Origin of the sequence: Bacillus cereus group sp. TH152-1LC (assembly GCF_027710505.1) — a bacterium.
Classification (GTDB): Bacteria; Bacillota; Bacilli; order Bacillales; family Bacillaceae_G; genus Bacillus_A; species Bacillus_A mobilis.
Genome location: NZ_JAQFNK010000021.1, coordinates 55,149 through 75,152 on the forward strand (window position 1 = coordinate 55,149; position 20,004 = coordinate 75,152).

Genomic DNA, 20,004 nt, shown 5'->3' on the forward strand with positions numbered 1-20,004 from the left:
AATAATCAGTATGAAAAGTTTTTAGCAAATCTATGTGTAAGTATTATATGGGCCAGTATATAGTTTAGCATTTCTAATGCTAGCGACAAAAAATAGAGAGAAAACAGGAAAGGAGAGTTATGAATTATGTAGCTAAACGAAAAGGGATGGGTGCTAACAAGGATTTAGCAAAAAAGTCGAAACGATATTTATAATCGGTCATCGGTATGTAACATATAAGGAATTAAATGGAGGATTTATGGAAAAACAAAAAGGAAAGAGCAAGACGTATATATCTATACGATTAAATATAATGTTCCTTTGCATATTTTTACTATTCTCAGCTATTATTGTTCAGCTAGGAAAGGTGCAAATCGTAGAGGGAGAGGCTTATAAGAATCAAGTAGAAAGCAGTCAAAACGCAACAACTAGCATTCCAGTTCCACGTGGACAAATACTAGATCGAGAAGGGAAAACAGTTGTTAATAATAAATCTCTTCGTACGATTACGTATACAAGGGTAAAGGGAATTACTAGCGAAGATATTTTAAAAACAGCAACAGACTTAGCGAAAGTGCTTGAAATGTCTGAACAAGATATAAATAAATTAACAGACATCGATAAAAAAGATTTTTGGATGCAGTTGAATAAGCAACGTGCGGAGACTATGATTACTAAAAAATATATAGAAAAGTTAAAAGATAAGGGAATAGAAGGAAAAGAGTTAGATAAAAAAATAGAAGACTTAAGACGAAGTCGTGTTACAGAATTAGAACTGGCAGAATTAACAGCACAAGATTTAAAGGTGTTAGCTATTAAAAGTAAAATGAGTTCAGGTTATCAACTAACACCACAAATTATAAAAAAAGATGTTACAGATCAAGAGTATGCGCGAATAAGTGAAAACCTTGCCGAGTTTCCAGGAGTAGATGCAACAGTTGATTGGGAACGTAATTATGTAAATGGTAATTTATTTCGTTCTGTGTTAGGTAATATTACGAGTAGTGAAGAAGGGCTACCGAAAGAAAACTTAGATTCTTATTTAGTACGTGGATATAACCGTAATGATCGTGTAGGAAAAAGTTATATTGAACAACGATATGAAGATGTGTTACACGGTACAAAAGAAGAAATGAAAAACATTACTGATAAATCAGGAAACATTATAAACACAGAGATAATCTCTAAAGGAAAAAGTGGTAATAGTTTAACATTAACGATTGATATGGAATTACAAAAGAAAGTGGAAGAAAGTATAGAGAAAAATTTGAGAGCGTTTAAGAGTTCAGAGCCACTGTTGGACCGAGCTTTTGTCGTCATGACGAATCCAAATAACGGACAGATTTTATCTATGGCAGGCAAAAAGATTGTAGAAAAAGAAGGGAAATTAGAGATTGAGGATTTGGCATTAGGAAACATGACGACTTCGTATGAGCTAGGGTCAGCTGTAAAAGGTGCAACTGTATTAACTGGATATGAGACAGGGGCAATACAGCCGGGAGATCAATTTTATGATGCACCTATGAAATTTAAAGGTACACAAGCTAAGAAATCGTGGAATGTATCCGGATTTGGTAATATTAATGATTTACGAGCGCTACAAGTATCTTCGAATGTATACATGTTCCAGACAGCTTTAAAAATTGCGGGAGTTAATTACGTACCAAATGGTTCGCTGGATATAAAACAAGGAGCATTTGATACGATGCGTTATTATTTTAAACAATTTGGATTAGGAGTTCCAACAGGTATTGATTTACCGAATGAAATAGTTGGACAAACTAGAAAAGTAGATAGTCAGCCTGGGTTTTTACTAGATTTTTCTATCGGGCAGTATGATACGTATACACCGTTGCAATTGGCGCAATATATTTCAACGATTGCTAATGGAGGTTATAGAATGCAACCTCAAATTGTACAAGAAATACGAGAGCAATCAATAAAAGAAGAAGAGGTTGGCAAAGTTATACGCTCTATAGAGCCTGTCGTATTAAATCGAATTGATATGAAGACAGAACATATTGATCGAATAAAAGAAGGGTTTAGATGGGTATTCCAAGAAGGTGATGGAACTGGCGTGAAATATTTCAAAAATGCTCCATATAAACCAGCAGGAAAGACAGGGACAGCTCAAACTGTATATGGTGGAGATGATCCAATTGGTAGAAATGCGAAAGGGGAACGTATGGAATGTTACAACTTAACGTTAGTTGGATACGCCCCATATGATAATCCAGAAGTAGCATTCTCAGTAGTAGTCCCATGGCTTCATGATGATAAAAATGGTATTAATTCTATAATTGGAAAAGAAGTTTTAGATGTATACTTTGATTTGAAAAAGCAGCGTATACAGGGGGGAGCTCCTAGTACAGGTATTTCTAAGCAAAATTAGTAAAATTTTAGTACTTTTCTCAGGGAAGAGACCCTGTTTATATAAAGGTATTTATAAGTGAAAAAATGAGATGTGAAATAAGAGATAACGGCACTCGTAGCTGCTATCTCTTATTTTGTTAATATCTTGGCTATTAGTTAAAAAGTTTTAAATTTATGGAACAAACTTGTGTCTTAGATGGTCTATTATGTGTACGTATAAAAACAGATGTTGAAAATTTGAAAGGAATGATGATTTTGAAAAATAAGAGAATGCTAAAAATAGGAATATGCATTGGTATATTAGGTATAAGTCTTACAACCCTAGAAACTTTTACAGGAGGGGCATTGCAAGTTGAAGCGAAGGAAAAGACAGGGCAAGTTAAACATAAAAAGCATGCGACGTATAAAGAATTTTCTCAACTTGAGAAAAAATTCGATGCTCGATTAGGTGTGTATGCCATAGATACTGGCACAAATCAAACAATTGCTTATCGACCTGACGAAAGGTTTGCCTTTGCATCAACCTACAAGGCGTTAGCGGCAGGGGTATTACTACAGCAAAACTCAACTAATAAATTAAATGAAGTTATCACTTATACGAAAGACGACTTAGTGGAATATTCACCTGTTACAGAGAAACATGTAGATACCGGAATGACACTAGGAGAAATTGCTGAGGCCGCCGTTCGTTCCAGTGATAATACTGCAGGGAACATTTTATTTAATAAAATAGGTGGACCTAAAGGATATGAAAAAGCGCTTAGACAGATGGGTGATCGGATTACTATGGCTGATCGCTTTGAGACAGAGTTAAACGAGGCTATTCCAGGAGATATTCGTGACACTAGTACAGCGAAAGCAATTGCTACGAATCTGAAAGCTTTAACGGTCGGAAATGCGCTTCCAGCTCATAAACGTAACATTCTTACAGAGTGGATGAAAGGAAATGCTACAGGAGACAAACTTATTCGTGCAGGCGTACCAACTGACTGGATAGTTGGAGATAAATCAGGAGCTGGAAGTTATGGGACACGAAATGATATTGCTATCGTTTGGCCTCCGAATAGAGCGCCTATTATCATCGCAATTTTATCTAGTAAAGATGAGAAAGAGGCTACCTATGATAATCAACTCATTGCAGAGGCAACTGAAGTTATAGTTAATGCTCTTAGGTAATAGTATCTCAATCCTTTATGGAATGTAATTGAAAATAAGAATGTGGAAAGCGATTCTTTTTAATGTAAAAAGAATCGCTTTTTGTATTTATATAATGAATAGTAAGTATATAAGTAAAAAATTTTATTACATAGACATTCTATCCCCTAGAGTGCATGAGGGGAGTTTTCTCCTGTGGTGTTCGTAGTAACAATAATATTATTTATACGATAATAATATTATTTATACGATAATAATATTATTGGCGTATGTATGCTAGTTACTCCTAGATGGATATGTAATTTTACATATTCATCTAAAAGACACATATGTGTCAATCACTATTAAATTATATTAAAATTATTTTTGGATGAGGGCTTGATATAGGTTTTGGTGAATAAAAGGATTTTTACGTTTAATTATCATAGTATAATTATTTCACTTTATGAAATGAAATTTGAATTTAACTTTTTTAAATATAATATTTTATAATTTGAATAATAAATATCTGAAAAATCAAATTTAATAAAAGCGATTTTCTGGTTTACTTATGAAAAACATAGTGTTTAAAATGAGGGGGAAGTAAGGTCCTTATATTCTATCAAAAATAAATAAAAAACGAGATACGATTACTCTATCGAAAAAATTTCTCTCCTCAAGTGTGTGTGATGAAATCCTAACGTTAGGTTGTACAACATTTACGATTAAAACTGTAAAAAACAATAGTGAAGAGGTGTGCGGAATGAAGAATAAAATTATGACAGGATTTTTAATAACATCAATCGTTACTGGAGCGACTATTCCTATCAATACTCTCGCAATGCCAATCGTTCAGGCAGAAACGAAACAAGATAACATAGATATTTCCTCAGCATTACGAAAAATAGGTGCACACTCCAAATTAACACAAACCTTTATAGATGGAGCCTTAGCAAGTCCGAATGTGCAACTTGAAGAAGTTCCATCTTTAAATACAACTCAATTTCTAATTAAACAAGATATAAAAGAGTGGTCATCAGAACTATATCCAAAATTAATTCTATTAAATTCAAAAAGCAAAGGATTTGCAACCAAATTTAATAGCTATTATCCAACATTAAAAGGATTTGTAGATAATAAGGAAGATAAAGAAGGATTTTTAGATAGACTGGAAGTTCTTCAAGATATGACTATAACAAACCAAGAAAACGTGCAACGTCAGATTAATGAGTTAACAGATCTTAAACTACAGGTAGATAAGAAACTGAAAAATCTTGATACAGATGTGGTAAAAGCACAGAGTGTACTTAGTTCAGAGGGAACAGGAAAAATAGACAAGTTAAAGAATGAAATGCTAAATACAAAAAAATCAATTCAAAATGATTTACAGCAAATAGCATTATTACCAGGAGCTTTAAATGAACAAGGGCTAAAGGTATTCCAAGAAATTTATAGTCTATCAAAAGATATCATTGAACCGGCTGCTCAAACAGCAGTAGTAGCGTATAACAAAGGAAAAGAAATAAACAATGCTATTGTAGAAGCAGAGAAGAAAGCAGAGCAAGAAGCAACAGAAAAAGGGAAATCAGCTATAGAAATTGAAGTTGCCAAAAAAGAAGCACGTGAAGCGATAGAGAAAAGTAAAAAAGGTGAAATTGCTGCAGCTGCAGTTACGAAAACGAAAGAGTATGATCTTATGAAAGTAATTGATCCTGAAAAAATTAAAAAAACATATAGTACTTTTGCGGAAATTAATAAACTAACAGCAGAGCAACGAGCGCATTTAGATGATCTAGAGAAACAAAATCAAAAATTATATGACTTAACAACTAAATTAACAGTAGCAGATTTACAAAAATCAATGATTCTTTTCATGCAAAATGATTTGCATACATTTGCTAATCAAGTAGATGGAGAAATTGAGCTATTGAAACGTTATAAAGAGGATTTGAATCTAATAAATAATAGTATTACAAAATTATCGAATGAAGTTGATACGAATAACACTCAGTCTCAAAAAGATACATTAAGACGACTAAAAAATGTAACAAATCAACTCGAAGAACAAGTTAATAAATTTTAATATTAAGAAATAATATTTAACGAAAAAATTATAACGCAACTGAAAATAAGGAGGAGAATCAAAAAATGAAATTTCCATTTAAGGTCATAACTTTGGCCGCTTTAGTAACGGTTTTAACTGCTACGAATGGCAGTACTATTCACGCACTTGCACAAGAACAGACAGCACAAGAACAGAAAATAGAAAATTATGCGTTAGGACCTGAAGGGTTAAAGAAAGTGTTGGCTGAAACAGGCTCTCATATTCTTGTAATGGATTTGTACGCAAAAACAATGATTAAGCAACCGAATGTAAATTTATCCAACATTAATTTAGGTTCAGGAGGTGGAGAATTAATCAAAAACATTCACCTGAATCAGGAACTGTCACGAATCAATGCAAATTACTGGCTAGATACAGCGAAGCCAAACATTCAAAAGACAGCACGTAATATTGTAAATTATGATGAACAATTTCAAAATTATTACGACACACTAGTAGATACTGTAAAAAAGAAAGATAAGGCGGGCCTCAAAGAAGGAATAGGGGATTTAATCGGTACAATTCATACAAATTCAAATGAAGTTACGGAAGTTATTAAGATGTTAGAAGCTTTTAAAACAAAGTTGTATACAAATACTGTAGATTTTAAAAATAATGTTGGAGGTCCAGATGGACAAGGGGGATTAACGGCTATATTAGCGGGAAAACAAGCACTAATCCCACAACTTCAGGCCGAAATTGAGAATTTACGTTCTACGCAGAAAGCACATTTTGATAATGTATTAGCCTGGTCAATTGGTGGTGGATTAGGAGCAGCTATTTTAGTTATTGGGACGATTGCAGGAGCGGTAGTAATTGTTGTGACCGGTGGCACAGCGACACCAGCTGTTGTTGGTGGTCTAACAGCTCTAGGGGCAGCTGGTATCGGTTTAGGAACAGCAGCTGGTGTTGCGGCATCTAATCATATGAACTCTTATAATGAAATTTCTAATAAAATCGGAGAATTAAGTATGAAAGCCGATCTTGCTAACCAAGCAGTTATTTCACTTACTAATACAAAAGACACGTTGACATATTTGTATCAAACAGTGGATCAAGCAATCATGTCTCTAACGAATATTCAGCAACAATGGAATACGATGGGAGCGAATTATAAAGATCTATATGATAATATCGACCAAATGCAAGAACATAAACTTTCTTTAATACCTGATGATTTAAAGGCTGCAAAACAAAGTTGGAATGATATTCATAAGGATGCAGAATTCATTTCAAAAGACATTGCTTTTAAACAAGAAAAAAAAACTAAAAATCAATATATATGTATAGGAGGAATTAAAATGAATAAAAACTTTCCTTATAAACTACTTACTGTATCGACGTTTTTAACTCTGACAACAACTACTGTAGTTTCTCCAGTGGCAGCCTTCGCAAGTGAAAGTAAAATGGAACAAACTAGTACCGAAGATATATCTCTTTCTGTAAACAGCGAAAAGATGAAAAAAGCTTTGCAAGATGCTGGGGTATTTGCAAAATCCATGAATGATTACTCTTATTTGTTAATTAAAAACCCAGATGTTAACTTTGAAGGAATTGACATTAAAGGATATACAAATCTACCTAGTCAAATTCTACAAGATCAAAAGAATGCAAGAGAGCATGCTACGAAATGGGATTCACACATAAAAAAACAACTTTTAGATACACTGACGGGGATTGTAGAGTATGATACTAAATTCGACAATTATTATGACACATTAGTAGAAGCGATTAATGAAGGGGATGCAGAAACATTAAAAGAAGGCATTACAGATTTACAAGGTGAGATTAAACAAAATCAAGCGTATACACAGAATTTAATAAAAGAACTAGCTAAGTTAAGAGATAGTATTGGAGAAGATGTCCGGGCATTTGGAGGTCATAAAGATATTTTGCATTCGATTCTGAAAAACCAAGCATCTGGAATTGATGAAGATGAAAAGCGCCTAAATGAAGTTTTAGAGCAAGTAAGACATTTTAAACAAGTAGAATCAGATGGAATTATAACTGTATCAATTCCCTCAATTCCTACGTGGATTGCTGGTGGTGTAATGATAGGGGTAGCAAGAAATAATTTAGGTACGTTAGAGCCATTGTTAGCACAATTACGTCAGACTATAGATTATAAAGTAACATTAAATCGTGTAGTTGGTGTTGCGTATAATAATATTAATGAAATGCACAATGCGATTGGATCGGCTATTAATGCACTTACCTATATGTCTGCACAATGGCATGATTTAGATTCTCAATATTCGGGAGTGCTTAGTCATATTGAAAAAGCATCCCAAAAAGCGGATCAAAATAAATTCAAATTCCTAAAACCTAACCTGAATGCAGCGAAAGACAGTTGGAAAACGTTAAGAGCAGATGCGTTTACATTAAAAGAGGGAATAAAAACATTAAAAATGAATCCTGTTTCTTCAAAAAAATAGCGGAATACGGTATTTGTTGTAAGGGCATTTATACAGTTATAAAATGATTTTTTGTTCTTTATAAATTGAAAAGACGGAGGTATAATCAGGCCTCTGTCTTTTGTTTTATTGAAATGTTTTTATAATTCCATCCTATATGTAGAAAGTAGTTATACAAGTTTGAATTTTTAAGGTGAATAATTTTTATGAATTTTTCCGTAAAACCTAATCTATGATTAGTGAGCTTTATATTCTTATTTTCCTAATTGAATACTTTTATACAATTAGATGGAAGTTAAGAATACTAAATCAAAACATAATAGGTTGTTATTGATGAGTTTATCGTAAAGTTGTTATTTTATGTGTCATCAAATAACATTTATAAACAATTAGAAATAAAGAAAAGGAGACTATTATGAGAAAAAATAGAGTATTAGATACAACATAAATAGCGTAAATAGTTTTTGATGTAAAAACATGATAAATAAAATAATAGTCCTTACATGTACTAAGGGAAAATGAGGGAGATAATATGGGGAATAACTCAAAATATAAAACTAGAAAAATACTTGCAGCCACCGCTACAGTAACTATGCTTGCAACTGCAATGATTTCTACAACAGATATCATTGCAGAGGAAACAAAGCAGCAAAAAAAAATATCGACATCACTGCAAGAGGGAAAGTTAGTTAAATCAGAAAACAGAACATATACAGTCCCAGGAAAAGGGGATGTTGAGGTACTGAAACAACAGGAAAGAAAAAGTATGGCATTTAGTCCATATGAACCCACTGGTTTATATGCAAAGCCAAATGAACAAATAACGATTAATGTAGAAGGAAATCAAAATATTCAAGCATACATTGGAACGTATTCGTATGATGCTTCTTGGAGAGAAGATTCTAAAATAAAATCATTTACATTAAAAACTGGTATAAACACAATCCAATCGCCAAATGGAGGAATGATTTATTTTTACAATAAACAACAAGGTGGTACCATTCGAACAACGGTCACAACTGGTGGAACGACTACTCCTCTCTTTGAACTAGGCAAGCATACAAAACAAGATTTAATAAACATGCTGGACCAATATCCCAATGCACATGCAGTGGAGTTAAAAGGAGAACGTGTATTAATTACGGCCAGCCCTGCACGTGTTAAGAAATATTTGTTAGGTTCTAATACAGATCCTGTACAACTTTTAAAAAAGATGGATGAAGCTACTCGAATTCAAGACAAAGTAGCTGGTTTATCTGAGGAACAAGTAGATAAACATTATATTCATTACGTAGAAGAAAATCATTCTCCCGATTATTATATGTATGCAACTTCTTATCGAACCGCATATGTAGGGGATGCAATCCAATACGTGTTAGATATTAATAAATTTATAAAAGATGGCTGGGGTCCTTGGCATGAGGCAGGGCATTTGAGACAGCAATCACCTTGGAAGTTTTATAATATGACAGAAGTACAAAATAATATTTATAGCCTTTCTGTAGAAAAAGCATTTACATCTAACCAATCTTTTAGATTGCAACAGGAGGGCGCTTATACTAAGGCATTTCAATACTTAGAACAACCTAATAAAAATTATGATGAAGTTAGTGATGTTTTTGTTAAGCTTGTTATGCTTTGGCAACTACAGTTAGCATATGGAGAGGATTTCTACCCTAAATTGCATCAATTGTATAGAGACATGCCTTCAAATGAACTTCCACAAACTGATGAAAATAAAAAACAATTATTTATGATTTCGGCATCAAAAGTAGCCAAACAAAATTTGATACCTTTCTTTGAGAAGTGGGGATTATGTCCAAATAACGATACCATTCAAAAAGTAGCTGCATTAGGGTATCCAACTTTAACAGCAGAGATTTGGAAGGGGACAGATTCTAATCCAATTAAACCAGATATACCTAATGTAAATAATATTTTAGAAGGAAACAAGTTTGCATGGTCATTAAAAGGGATTAGTGATTTCGAATTTGCTAAAATCAATTTCAATAAGTCGACAGAAGAAGTGCATATTGACTTAAAAGCAGGCGTACCGCATCATTATTTTAATGAAACATATGCGAGTATTAAAGTACAAAATGCATCAGGCAAAGTAGTATACAATAAAGACATTTATGGAAACAAGCAACAAAATGCTGAATCGCAAAAAGTCCCAGTTAAAGTAGGAGATTATATTGAGTTAATACATTTAGAAGGTGTGCATAGAGCTACTTTCACAAATGTAGACAAAAGTAAACAAGAAAGCTTTGGAAAAAAAGCAATGTATGAAGTCACAAAAGAAGGCTTGAAGAAAGTAGAAAAAATGCCAGAAGTAACAATTTTAGATGGAAATCAATTTGCATGGTCACTAAAAGGAATTAGTGATTTTGAGTTTGCTAAAATCAATTTCAATAAGTCGACAGAAGAAATGCAAGTTGACTTAAAAACAGGCGTACCACATCATTATTTTAATGAAACATATGCGAGTATTAAAGTACAAAATGCATCAGGCAAAGTAGTATACAATAAAGACATTTATGGAAACAAGCAACAAAATGCTGAATCGCAAAAAGTCCCAGTTAAAGTAGGAGATTATATTGAGTTAATACATTTAGAAGGTGTGCATAGAGCTACTTTCACAAATGTAGACAAAAGTAAACAAGAAAGCTTTGGAAAAAAAGCAATGTATGAAGTTACAAAAGAAGGCTTGAAGAAAGTAGAAAAAATGCCAGAAACAACGGTTTTAGACGGAAATCAATTTGGCTGGTCTTTAAAGGGATATAGTGATAGAGAAATCGCAAAAGTAGATTATAATAGGGCAACAGAGAAAATGCAGGTGAAGTTAGAAGCAGGTGTACCACATTCTTACTTTAATAATACGTATGCAAGTATTAAAGTACAGAATTCATCCGGTAGTGTTGTGTACAATAAGGAAATAGTGGGAAATAGACAACAAACTGCTGAAAATCAAGCCGTGCCCGTAAAAGTGGGAGATTACATTGAGTTTACCCATATAGAAGGGGAAACAGTAAAGGAAAAGACACGCGCTACACTTATTAACTTTGAGAATAATAAACAAGAATATATAGGTAAAAAAAGAACATATCAAGTTACTTCTACGGGATTAAACAAAATAGATTAATATGAAAAGCATTCAAATTATTAGTTAGATGCCAAATAGTCGTTCATTATGAACGGCTATTTGGCTTTTATTTATATAAAAGTGAAATGAAAATACACTCTCTATTATATATACTCTTGTTTTCATCAACAGCTATATTTTTTAATATAACTTGTAAAAAAATAACTAGACTGAGAAAAGTTGTCAAATAAAAGAATAGGCTAATCTAATTTCTAATGGTCCCAGTATCTTTTATTTTGACGTGTGTCTTTACATTTATTTTAGCCTCTGCTAACGCTTGCAACCAATCTCCTTTTACTTTTTTCCACTCTTTATATTGAAAGGCTCTAGCATATAGGGATAATCCGATTGGATCAATTTTATTCTGCTGTATTTGATTTAATATATTTTGTAAATTATTATTAATTTCTTTTTCAATAGCACTTTTTAAATTATTTATATTTTTTTTATTATCATAGTGCCCCTTAACTAAATTCGTATTGGTTTTTTCTATTAAAGCTATATTAGCATGTATATTGAAATTAAATACAAACTTTCCGTTTTGAAAAGTAACATCTACCTTCCTTGTCGCGTTCTGTACGAAGATAGAAGTGTTTGTTTTTTTGTTTGATTTTTTAGGGGGAAGCGCAAGATGTAGTATCATTCGGCCGTTACTTTTTGGCTTATTTATAAGATTGAAAAATTTAACATCTTTTTTAGGGATATGAGTTAAATATTTCCCTTTTCGATTTAAAAATGCAATTCCTACTGTGTCGATTTCATTCATTGTTTTTTTGATAATTGGAACAGTTTGCGTCATTCCTTCTTCATTTTGTTCTCTCATTAATTGTTGAATTGTAGAAGAGACGGATTGGTTATTTTGAATAGAGGATTCGATTACACCATTTATATAAGATGAAAGTGATGGTTTACTAGGCTTGTGAATTTTAAAGATTTCTTCTGCAGGTCCATCTACAAGTACTACTTTAGCATTAATGGTAGCGTAAGGATCACGGTAAGAAGAATCAAGCTCCTGCAACCAATTTGCCTCTTGCGCTAATTTTTTCCCAATTAAAATGATTTCAGCTTTGGAAGCTGTCATAAAGCCAGTTAATTTCGTATCTATCTTACTGAATCCAGTATATACAGTTGGTGCTTGAGTCCAATGTTCTATAGTACTTTTTGGCTGTTTATGATGAAAGAGTGGTATACTTGTTCCAACTTTTATGTCTCCATTAGAGCTTCTATCCAGGCCAATTAACAGGATTAATGAAACCTTTTCAAGAGGAATTCTCTGACTACAACCAATTATATATACACAACAAATTACAATCCATATCCATTTTCGAATCAAAGTTGTGTCCTCCTTGTAACCCAAGCAAAAAGAATGCTGTAAGTGAAAAAAAAGATCGGTAATAGAATAAAGAAAATGACATTTAAGATATCCATAAGAGAATATATAAACAAATATTGATCTACATCGGGATTTAGGAAAATAAATAGTCCAACTATAAATAACATAAAAGCAAGCAGCGCCCAATTACGGGCGTTTTTTTGAAGTGAAATGGTCACAGATTCAAAACTGAAAAATAAATACGGATATATCGTAGTGGAAAATACAATTAAATAGTAAGCGATATATATAATTTCTAATCGTTCCATAAAAGAAAAACGAACCCCTTTTAACAGATGAAATACTGGCCAGATTACGTCTTTTATCCCCTCCGGACTAAAGTATATATAAGAAAGAATAGTCACATATAGATAGAAAAACATGGTTCCAGTGTTCGCAATTAGTAGTCCTTTTATGGCTTTTTGTTTTTTTTGTAAGAACGGGTATATATAATATGCAAGTTCTAAGCCAGCATAAGGAGTAATGGTTTCTTTTGTTGCCTTTACAATAGGGTATAATCCATCTTTAATAATAGGTAGTAGATGTAAAGGGTTGTAGTTACTCTTTAGTGAAAAAAGAAGAAATAGTGGCATCCAAGTAGTGAAGAAGAAAACAAGCATAGAATAACTAGTAAGAGCCCTTAACCCACTCAGGGCCAAAATAATAAAAGGTAGTAGTAATAATATGGTGATTTGATAAGCAGGAGTGGAAGGGAATATCCATACTTTTACAATATCAGTTGCTTTTAATAAAGTATTAAAGCCAACAAAAAATAGATAAAAAGCATATAAAAGAAAAAGAATTGTCCCTACCCATTTACCAAAGTATGTTTTTAAGATTTGTGAGAAATTTTTGTTAGGATTTTTTTGTAACATTAAAATAATAAATACACCGATTATAGAAGTAGTTATCCATCCAAGGATGATAGATATCCAACCATCTGTGCCAGCCGTAGTAGCAAGTGGACTTGGCATAATTAACATACCTGATGCAAGTTGCAGTGAATGGATGAAAACAATAAATTCAAATAAAGTTATGTTTTGAAATTTAAGATTCCCCATGCGAACCACCTTCTTTTTTCTTTTTTTGTTTCGGCTGTCCTGTACTTGAGCGGGTGGTAATCATAGAAATAGGAAATCTTACAAAAGAATCTTTTAACTCTTGAAGCCGAAATGGTGCTATTGGCAATCCGTATGGTGAACCATACGAAGTTAGTGAAACAAAATGAGCAAATAAAAGCATTAATCCACTAACAATACCTACAATCCCATAAAAGTATGCCAATAACATCATTGGAAAACGAATAAGGCGTATAGAACTTGATAAGTCATAATTAGAAACAATAAATGATGCAATGGCGGTAATAGATACGATAATAACCATAACGTTACTCACAAGACCAGCTTGAACAGCCGCCTGCCCAATTACAATCCCTCCAACAATTCCAATTGTTTGTCCAATTGGTTGTGGTAAGCGAATACCAGCTTCACGTAGCATTTCGAGTGTAATTTCCATTATAAAAGCTTCCAATAGGGGAGAGAAAGGGACTTTGACTCTTGACGTTGCAATAGAAGTGTATAAATCTATTGGAATGATTTCAAAGTGAAAAGAGACTATAGCAATATAAAATGCCGGTAAAAAAATGGCTATAATAAATCCTGCAAATCGTAATAAGCGAAAAAATGATGCAATGAGCCAATGTATATTATAGTCATCTGGAGTTTGAAAAAATCCAATTAAATTCATTGGAACAATCATTGCACCAGGGGATCTATCCATTATCACTGCTACTTTCCCATCAAGTAAATGATTTGAAATCGCATCTGGACGTTCGCTTAAATAAGCCTGTGGAAAAGGAGTCCAATTTTGATCTTTTGTATAATTAGATAGTTCTCCAATGCTCAATACCGCATCCGTTTTAATTTTACAGATTCTAGTTTCTATTTCTTGGACTACATCTGCGCTCGCAACATCACCTAAGTAAATTAAATAGACTAATGAAGTGGCTCGTTCTCCAATCGTCAGCTTTTTGATTTTCAACTCTGTAGAAGGAATATAACGACGAATTAGGCCTATATTTTTTGTGGCGTTCTCAATAAATCCATCATGTGATCCTTTAATAGTAACTTCTGAAATTGGCTCTTGAATTGCTCTCTCTGCCCAACCTTTTGTATTTATTAGAAGTGACCGCTTTTCTCCCTCCATAAACAGTACACATTGACCCTCAAGTAATCCTTCTTTAATTTCATTCCATGTATATACTATTTTGGTATGAGTAGCAATAATATTAGAATTGAATATTTGACTGTCTTCATTTACTTTTTGTAATAATGGTGTAACAACATTGCCTTTTAAAGCGACACCATCTTGTTCATTTATCTCTATATTGCTATTATATTAGCGATAACAATAATATATTGGGGGGACAAGAATGAATTTGAAATTAACATCTAAATTTGAAGGATTAAGAAAAAATAAAAAGGTAATTGGTGCTTGTATTTTAGCTGCAGGGGTGACCGCCATTACAATGATTCCTCAAAGTGCCTATGCACATGGATTTGTTGAAAAGCCAAGCAGTCGTGCTGCTTTATGTAGTCAGAATTATGGAGCATTAAATGTAAATTGTGGAAATATAATGTACGAACCTCAAAGTTTAGAAGCACCTAAAGGATTTCCAGATGGTGGACCGATTGATGGGAAAATCGCTTCGGCAGGAGGACTGTTTGGAGGAGTTCTTGACCAACAAACATCAAATCGCTGGTTCAAAAATACGATTAAGGGTGGAGAAAATACATTTACATGGAAATATACAGCTGCACATCTTACAAGTAAATGGCATTACTACATTACAAAAAAGGGGTGGGATCCTAATAAACCATTAACACGTGCTGAATTAGAACCAATTGGAACTGTGAAACATGACGGTTCGGCCGCATCAAATAATTTAACACATACAATTAATGTACCAACTGATCGCAATGGTTATCATGTTATTTTAGCTGTATGGGACGTAGCAGATACGTCAAATGCGTTTTATAATGTAATTGATGTAAATCTAGTAAATAATGAAACTCCCGATACAGTAGCTCCAAGTCAACCAAATGGTTTAAGTGCGTCTAAAGTTACTGCCAATAGTGTTGCACTAACGTGGAAGGCCTCTACGGATAATATAGGTGTAAAAGAATATCAAGTGTTACGCAATGGAGAAGTAATTGATACGGTACCAGGTACAACATTTATTGATAAAAAACTAAAGGCAAATACGGAATATACCTATACAATAAAGGCATTAGACTCGGCTGGAAACATATCAAAAGAAAGTGAAGAACTAAAGATTAAGACAACAAATGAAACCCCAGATAAAGAAGCTCCGACTCAACCGAAAGGATTACATAGTATGAGTACAACAGCGACAACTGTTGATTTGATGTGGAGTCCGTCTGAAGATAATGTAGGAGTAGACCATTATATTGTATATAGAGAAAGTGCTGGAGTTATGAATAAAATTGGGACAACGGATAATACATCCTTTATGGATAAAGAATTGAAGGCTAATACATCGTATAAATACGTAGTAACAGCGGTTGATTTAGCAGGAAATGAATCTAGTAGAAGTGATGTATTGAATGTAACAACAAAGGCTGAGGATTCCACATATGAAAAATGGGATGCGAGAAAAGCATATACTAAAGGTGATAGAGTAGTATATGAGGGAAAAGTGTATGAAGCAGTTCAAAATTATCAAGGTAATGGTGACACAAATTGGATTTTTGCCCTATCGCTTTGGAAGCCAGTTTTGAATAAATGATAAGTAGGAAAATATAGTTAACATTTTTAGGTTTTTCATTGGAAATAAACGGTCGTTCCAAATATAAATTCTTTAATGGTTTAAATGATATAGAAATAAATTCAATCTCCATCTAATGCTTACGAAAGGAAATCAAAAAAGAATCCCATTGGGATTCTTTTTTTCTAATTTGTAATAGCGTATATTTTTACAGTGAATTTCTTAGTGGCACCAATTGGACTTGCGATATAATATTTTGTATTTGTGTAAGCTTCAGTCCTAGATCCCTGTGAAATATTTTTCCAACGAATAGAATCGGTACCTAGGGAAACATCAATCATTACATTGAAAGAGATAGTAGAATGATGATCTATTTCTGAAGGCTCAATAACCCATTTTAATTCTTTGGTACCTGCAGGTAAACTATCAATTTTAAAGTTTTGACTGGATCGATTTTTTTGTCCGGATAAAGGACTAGATTCGGATGAAATTTGCGAAATTAATATCTCTTTTTCATTTGAATGTACACCATTTAATTTAATGATACTATCAATTAAACCTGGCCCAGGAAAATCAGCTGCGATAATACCAGAATGTCTAATTCCACCTTGTTGTAAGAGTTCGGTCCCAAGTGTATTCATCCCACCATAATATACTTGCCCATTTCTATCGCGAGGGAAATCAATCCAAGCATGAGTCGAATTCGTTTGAATCAACTTAGGGTTACTATCAGTATTTCTATTCTCTTTTCCGCTTGCAACAAACCAAGGATATACATTATTTAAAAATGCGGCTGCACCACCCGTACCACTAAAATGATTAAGATATATTTTTCCATTATTATAGTTAGTATTTGCACTTTGTAAATGGTTTTTTATCGCATTCCATTTTTCATATATTTCGTCTGGTCCGCTTCCAATTTCAAATTTATCTTGAATATTCAATCCATCGTAATCAATCCCGTACAATTGAGGGGATGTAAAGTTTTGTAAGATTACAATTTTCCCCCGGATATCTCCTAAAGTAGGGTTGTTTCTGTCTATAATTGGTACGGAATTAGGATCCCAAAAATATGAAGCATTACCGTTTTTATATTTTAAAAATATCTCCTCAAATGATAGGGATCCACTTTCGGGAGTAGTTTCTTCTTTTAAGCGCATTAAAATTGTTTCTGTCGGATATTCTTTCAAAAATTGGATTGCTTCTTTTAATACATCTTCAAATACTGCTTTTTGATTGACAATACCATGGTACATTGCAAAAGAATCTTTTACACGTTTAACGCGCATATCTACATATCGAATTCCAGAATTTAATTGTTGGGATAGACTCATAGTTTGATTTCTTGTTAAATTTTCATCAAGAAAACTTGCTCCATGTAAAGCCATTGTACCATGAGTGCCTGGAATAGATATTTCACTTAATTTTGTTGAATCTGCTACTTCTGACATCCATGATGGATTTTGATAACCTATATTGGATTCATAGGAATAACCTGGATGACTATCAGCTGAAATTGTAGATGGTGTACTTAAACTTGCTAGTGTAAAACAAGTGAGGATGCTAACTTTAAAGAAATTTTTTATTTTTATTTTGTTCATTTTATCTCTCCTAACCTTTAAACAATAGCTATAATAAGATGGCTTTTTACTATATTTATTGTTTTCTATTCCTAATGTAATGAATTTTTGTAATTGAAAAAGGGGTAGTGAGCTAACTTGAGATAGTATTAGTTTATTGTGATAATTTGCCAAATGGATTTTTAAAGAATTGAAGCATAGATAGGTAAAAAATAAGCTTTTTGCTGTATTGTATACAAACAAAACAGAAGCCTTAAAAAGACTTCTATTTTGTGACATATTATGAATGATAAGGTGGTTAACAAATTAAGATTATGTGAGTGAGCGGTAAAAATCTATTTATAGCTGTTTCAGGAATTTCTTAAAACAAGTCTATTCAGGAAAAGTGGTCCCTACAATGGTAATAAAAATTAAAAGATTCTACTCATTAAAACTTAGACTAACTACAGTTGCGATAGATTGAGCTGCATGTTCCCAGCTTCCATCTATAACTTTCCCAAGCTGCTGACCAAGTGCATTTAAATCATTTGGATTAACTGGAATTCCATTATACGCAGCAAGAATTGATAAAAGCGGAGCAGCAAATGGTGTCCAACCACCTCTATCAATATTAAATACAGGCTTATCTACTACTTTTCCATCTTGCACAGTAAACTCATAATAAAATTGATCATCTGGACGGAAACTTAAATGATGAGAAATTTGTCCTTTAACATATTTTTTTCCTCCACTTAGATTTACTACTTCTATTTCTTTTACATTAAATTCATGCTCAAATACTTTTATTTTTTTGACTTCTGGACCATTTAAGGCAGCATTAACAGCTGTTTCTAAATTATTTTGTGCTAATGGTTGAATACTCATTTGTGCCTCTTTTTGTTGGATAGGAGCCTCTTTTTCTGCAGCAAACACTGATGTAGAAGGTAGTGCACCTGTAGCTAACGTAGCTGCAAGTGCTGTTGTCATCATGATTTTTCTTTTCATCTTCATAGTTTATCTTCCTCTCTTAAAGTTTTGATATATAATCTTTTAAAGACTGACATTGTGTAATATTCTATTTAATAATGCACAAAAAGCTGGTTTAAGAATTATGTGGAGTTATGTCAGAGAATTAAAATTAATTATATATGTATTTAAGATGATATCTATCTACACATATTTTTTCAATTTTTCGACAAATATAATGGTAATGACTTCTTAAGAGTCAATTTAGTACCTTGTTTATCTATAGAAATCCTATAAATAAACTAATTTCATAGTGGATGTAGTATATTTGATATCAAATGTCTTACATAATGCTATAAAATTTCACAATTTTTTATTTTAAAGAATGAAGCGATAAGGCTTCAAACAGCAAGGGATGCGGGGATAGTCAAATAAATTAGAGTTTGAAAGAATCTTTACTTAGGAATGCCTCATTTTTAAATAAAGTGAAAGTGGGGGGATTCAGGGGGAGTACGCTTTTGAACGATTTTTCACCTGTAATAATTGCTCCATAAACTAGTTCTATTATTGCTAGAATGGTAGCTTTTATAATAATGAGAAAGAATCAAAGTTAAGATGTATTGAAAGAATAGAGCGTAAAAATTTTACGTACCTTGGTTAATTGTCAAAAGTTCGGAACAATCTTCCGTCCCTTGAAATAACAAGTAAAAATAATAAGCACTCCCGTGAGTGCTTATTCAAATTCGATTTCTGTTTTACCATCTGATGTAAAGTATCTTATGGTTGTTTTGTCGTATTCTTGCAAGCCACTCTGTGCAACGGCGTCTTTTAACTTTGTTCTTGTTCTATAGCCAAAATTTTTCCGTAGGCCTTCGTCAGCATTTGACAATGCTGTTTTATCAACGAAAACATATAAGACATACAAGTTATTTTCTTTATTTAATTCAACCACTGTTACAATACCACCGAAATATTCTATAATCTCCTTGGTTCTACGTTCAACACTTTTCACCATTCGTGTCTGCTCATCTTTTAGTTGTTCTGTTTTCGCCGTTGTTAATTGTGTTTTTGGTTGCTCCTTTTGAACTATTTCTTTTTCGCCGCACGCTGCTAACATTACAACAGATAAACCAACTGCTAATACTGATTTCTTCATCATCTAAATCCTCCTAAT

Annotated in this window: 11 protein-coding genes and 3 pseudogenes; 7 read left to right on the top strand and 7 right to left on the bottom strand. The window is 32.9% G+C overall.

Features of this window, described 5'->3' with window-relative positions; genetic code table 11:
* The first annotated feature begins 238 nt into the window (after window positions 1-238).
* Together PDL00_RS28435 and bla are read left to right on the top strand one after the other, a co-directional pair.
* Entirely contained in the window at window positions 239-2,371 is a 2,133-nt protein-coding gene (locus PDL00_RS28435; RefSeq protein ID WP_270732814.1) for a peptidoglycan D,D-transpeptidase FtsI family protein, read from the top strand.
* A 230-nt stretch (window positions 2,372-2,601) separates the two neighbouring features.
* Complete coding sequence (gene bla, locus PDL00_RS28440; RefSeq protein WP_442868350.1) at window positions 2,602-3,528, top strand: class A beta-lactamase Bla1; 927 nt, start codon at window positions 2,602-2,604, stop codon at window positions 3,526-3,528.
* Window positions 3,529-3,535: 7 nt separating this feature from the next.
* Here the strand turns inward: bla and PDL00_RS28445 are convergent.
* A pseudogene (locus PDL00_RS28445) lies at window positions 3,536-3,610 on the bottom strand (undecaprenyl-diphosphatase); the annotation flags it as partial.
* A 639-nt stretch (window positions 3,611-4,249) separates the two neighbouring features.
* Between PDL00_RS28445 and hblC the strand changes: the two are divergent.
* The 4 genes and pseudogenes from hblC (at window position 4,250) to PDL00_RS28465 (ending at window position 11,146) form a co-directional block, all read left to right on the top strand.
* Entirely contained in the window at window positions 4,250-5,569 is a 1,320-nt protein-coding gene (gene hblC, locus PDL00_RS28450) for a hemolysin BL lytic component L2 (protein WP_242252754.1), read from the top strand.
* A gap of 65 nt (window positions 5,570-5,634) precedes the next feature.
* Window positions 5,635-6,849 (top strand): annotated as a pseudogene (gene hblD, locus PDL00_RS28455) (hemolysin BL lytic component L1); the annotation flags it as partial.
* 42 nt (window positions 6,850-6,891) lie between these two features.
* Window positions 6,892-8,025, top strand: a complete 1,134-nt coding sequence (gene hblA, locus PDL00_RS28460; protein ID WP_242252750.1) for a hemolysin BL binding component B — start codon at window positions 6,892-6,894, stop codon at window positions 8,023-8,025.
* A gap of 511 nt (window positions 8,026-8,536) precedes the next feature.
* Window positions 8,537-11,146 carry a putative mucin/carbohydrate-binding domain-containing protein gene (locus PDL00_RS28465; RefSeq protein ID WP_270732817.1) on the top strand — a complete coding sequence of 870 codons (2,610 nt, stop codon included), beginning with the start codon at window positions 8,537-8,539 and terminating at the stop codon, window positions 11,144-11,146.
* A 205-nt stretch (window positions 11,147-11,351) separates the two neighbouring features.
* Here the strand turns inward: PDL00_RS28465 and PDL00_RS28470 are convergent, their stop codons facing one another.
* From PDL00_RS28470 to PDL00_RS28480, 3 genes and pseudogenes are all read right to left on the bottom strand, one after another.
* The gene (locus PDL00_RS28470; protein ID WP_270732819.1) at window positions 11,352-12,479 is read right to left on the bottom strand and encodes a Ger(x)C family spore germination protein; all 1,128 of its coding nucleotides are present in this window, start codon (window positions 12,477-12,479) and stop codon (window positions 11,352-11,354) included.
* Complete coding sequence (locus tag PDL00_RS28475) at window positions 12,476-13,579, bottom strand: GerAB/ArcD/ProY family transporter (RefSeq protein WP_270732821.1); 1,104 nt, start codon at window positions 13,577-13,579, stop codon at window positions 12,476-12,478. The genes PDL00_RS28470 and PDL00_RS28475 overlap by 4 nt, the downstream gene beginning before the upstream one ends.
* Window positions 13,566-14,885: pseudogene (locus PDL00_RS28480) on the bottom strand (spore germination protein); the annotation flags it as partial. The gene PDL00_RS28475 and the pseudogene PDL00_RS28480, both read right to left, overlap by 14 nt.
* A 64-nt stretch (window positions 14,886-14,949) precedes the next feature.
* Here PDL00_RS28480 and PDL00_RS28485 point away from each other — a divergent pair.
* Window positions 14,950-16,326, top strand: a complete 1,377-nt coding sequence (locus tag PDL00_RS28485; protein ID WP_242256791.1) for a lytic polysaccharide monooxygenase — start codon at window positions 14,950-14,952, stop codon at window positions 16,324-16,326.
* A gap of 164 nt (window positions 16,327-16,490) precedes the next feature.
* Here PDL00_RS28485 and PDL00_RS28490 read toward each other — a convergent pair whose 3' ends face one another.
* From PDL00_RS28490 to PDL00_RS28500, 3 genes are all read right to left on the bottom strand, one after another.
* Window positions 16,491-17,906 carry a phosphatidylinositol-specific phospholipase C gene (locus PDL00_RS28490; RefSeq protein ID WP_270732823.1) on the bottom strand — a complete coding sequence of 472 codons (1,416 nt, stop codon included), beginning with the start codon at window positions 17,904-17,906 and terminating at the stop codon, window positions 16,491-16,493.
* A gap of 399 nt (window positions 17,907-18,305) precedes the next feature.
* Window positions 18,306-18,875, bottom strand: a complete 570-nt coding sequence (locus tag PDL00_RS28495; protein ID WP_270732824.1) for a methyltransferase — start codon at window positions 18,873-18,875, stop codon at window positions 18,306-18,308.
* Between the two features lie 688 nt (window positions 18,876-19,563).
* On the bottom strand, window positions 19,564-19,989 hold the full coding sequence (locus PDL00_RS28500; protein ID WP_270732826.1) for a hypothetical protein: 426 nt from the start codon (window positions 19,987-19,989) through the stop codon (window positions 19,564-19,566).
* Window positions 19,990-20,004 lie beyond the last annotated feature (15 nt).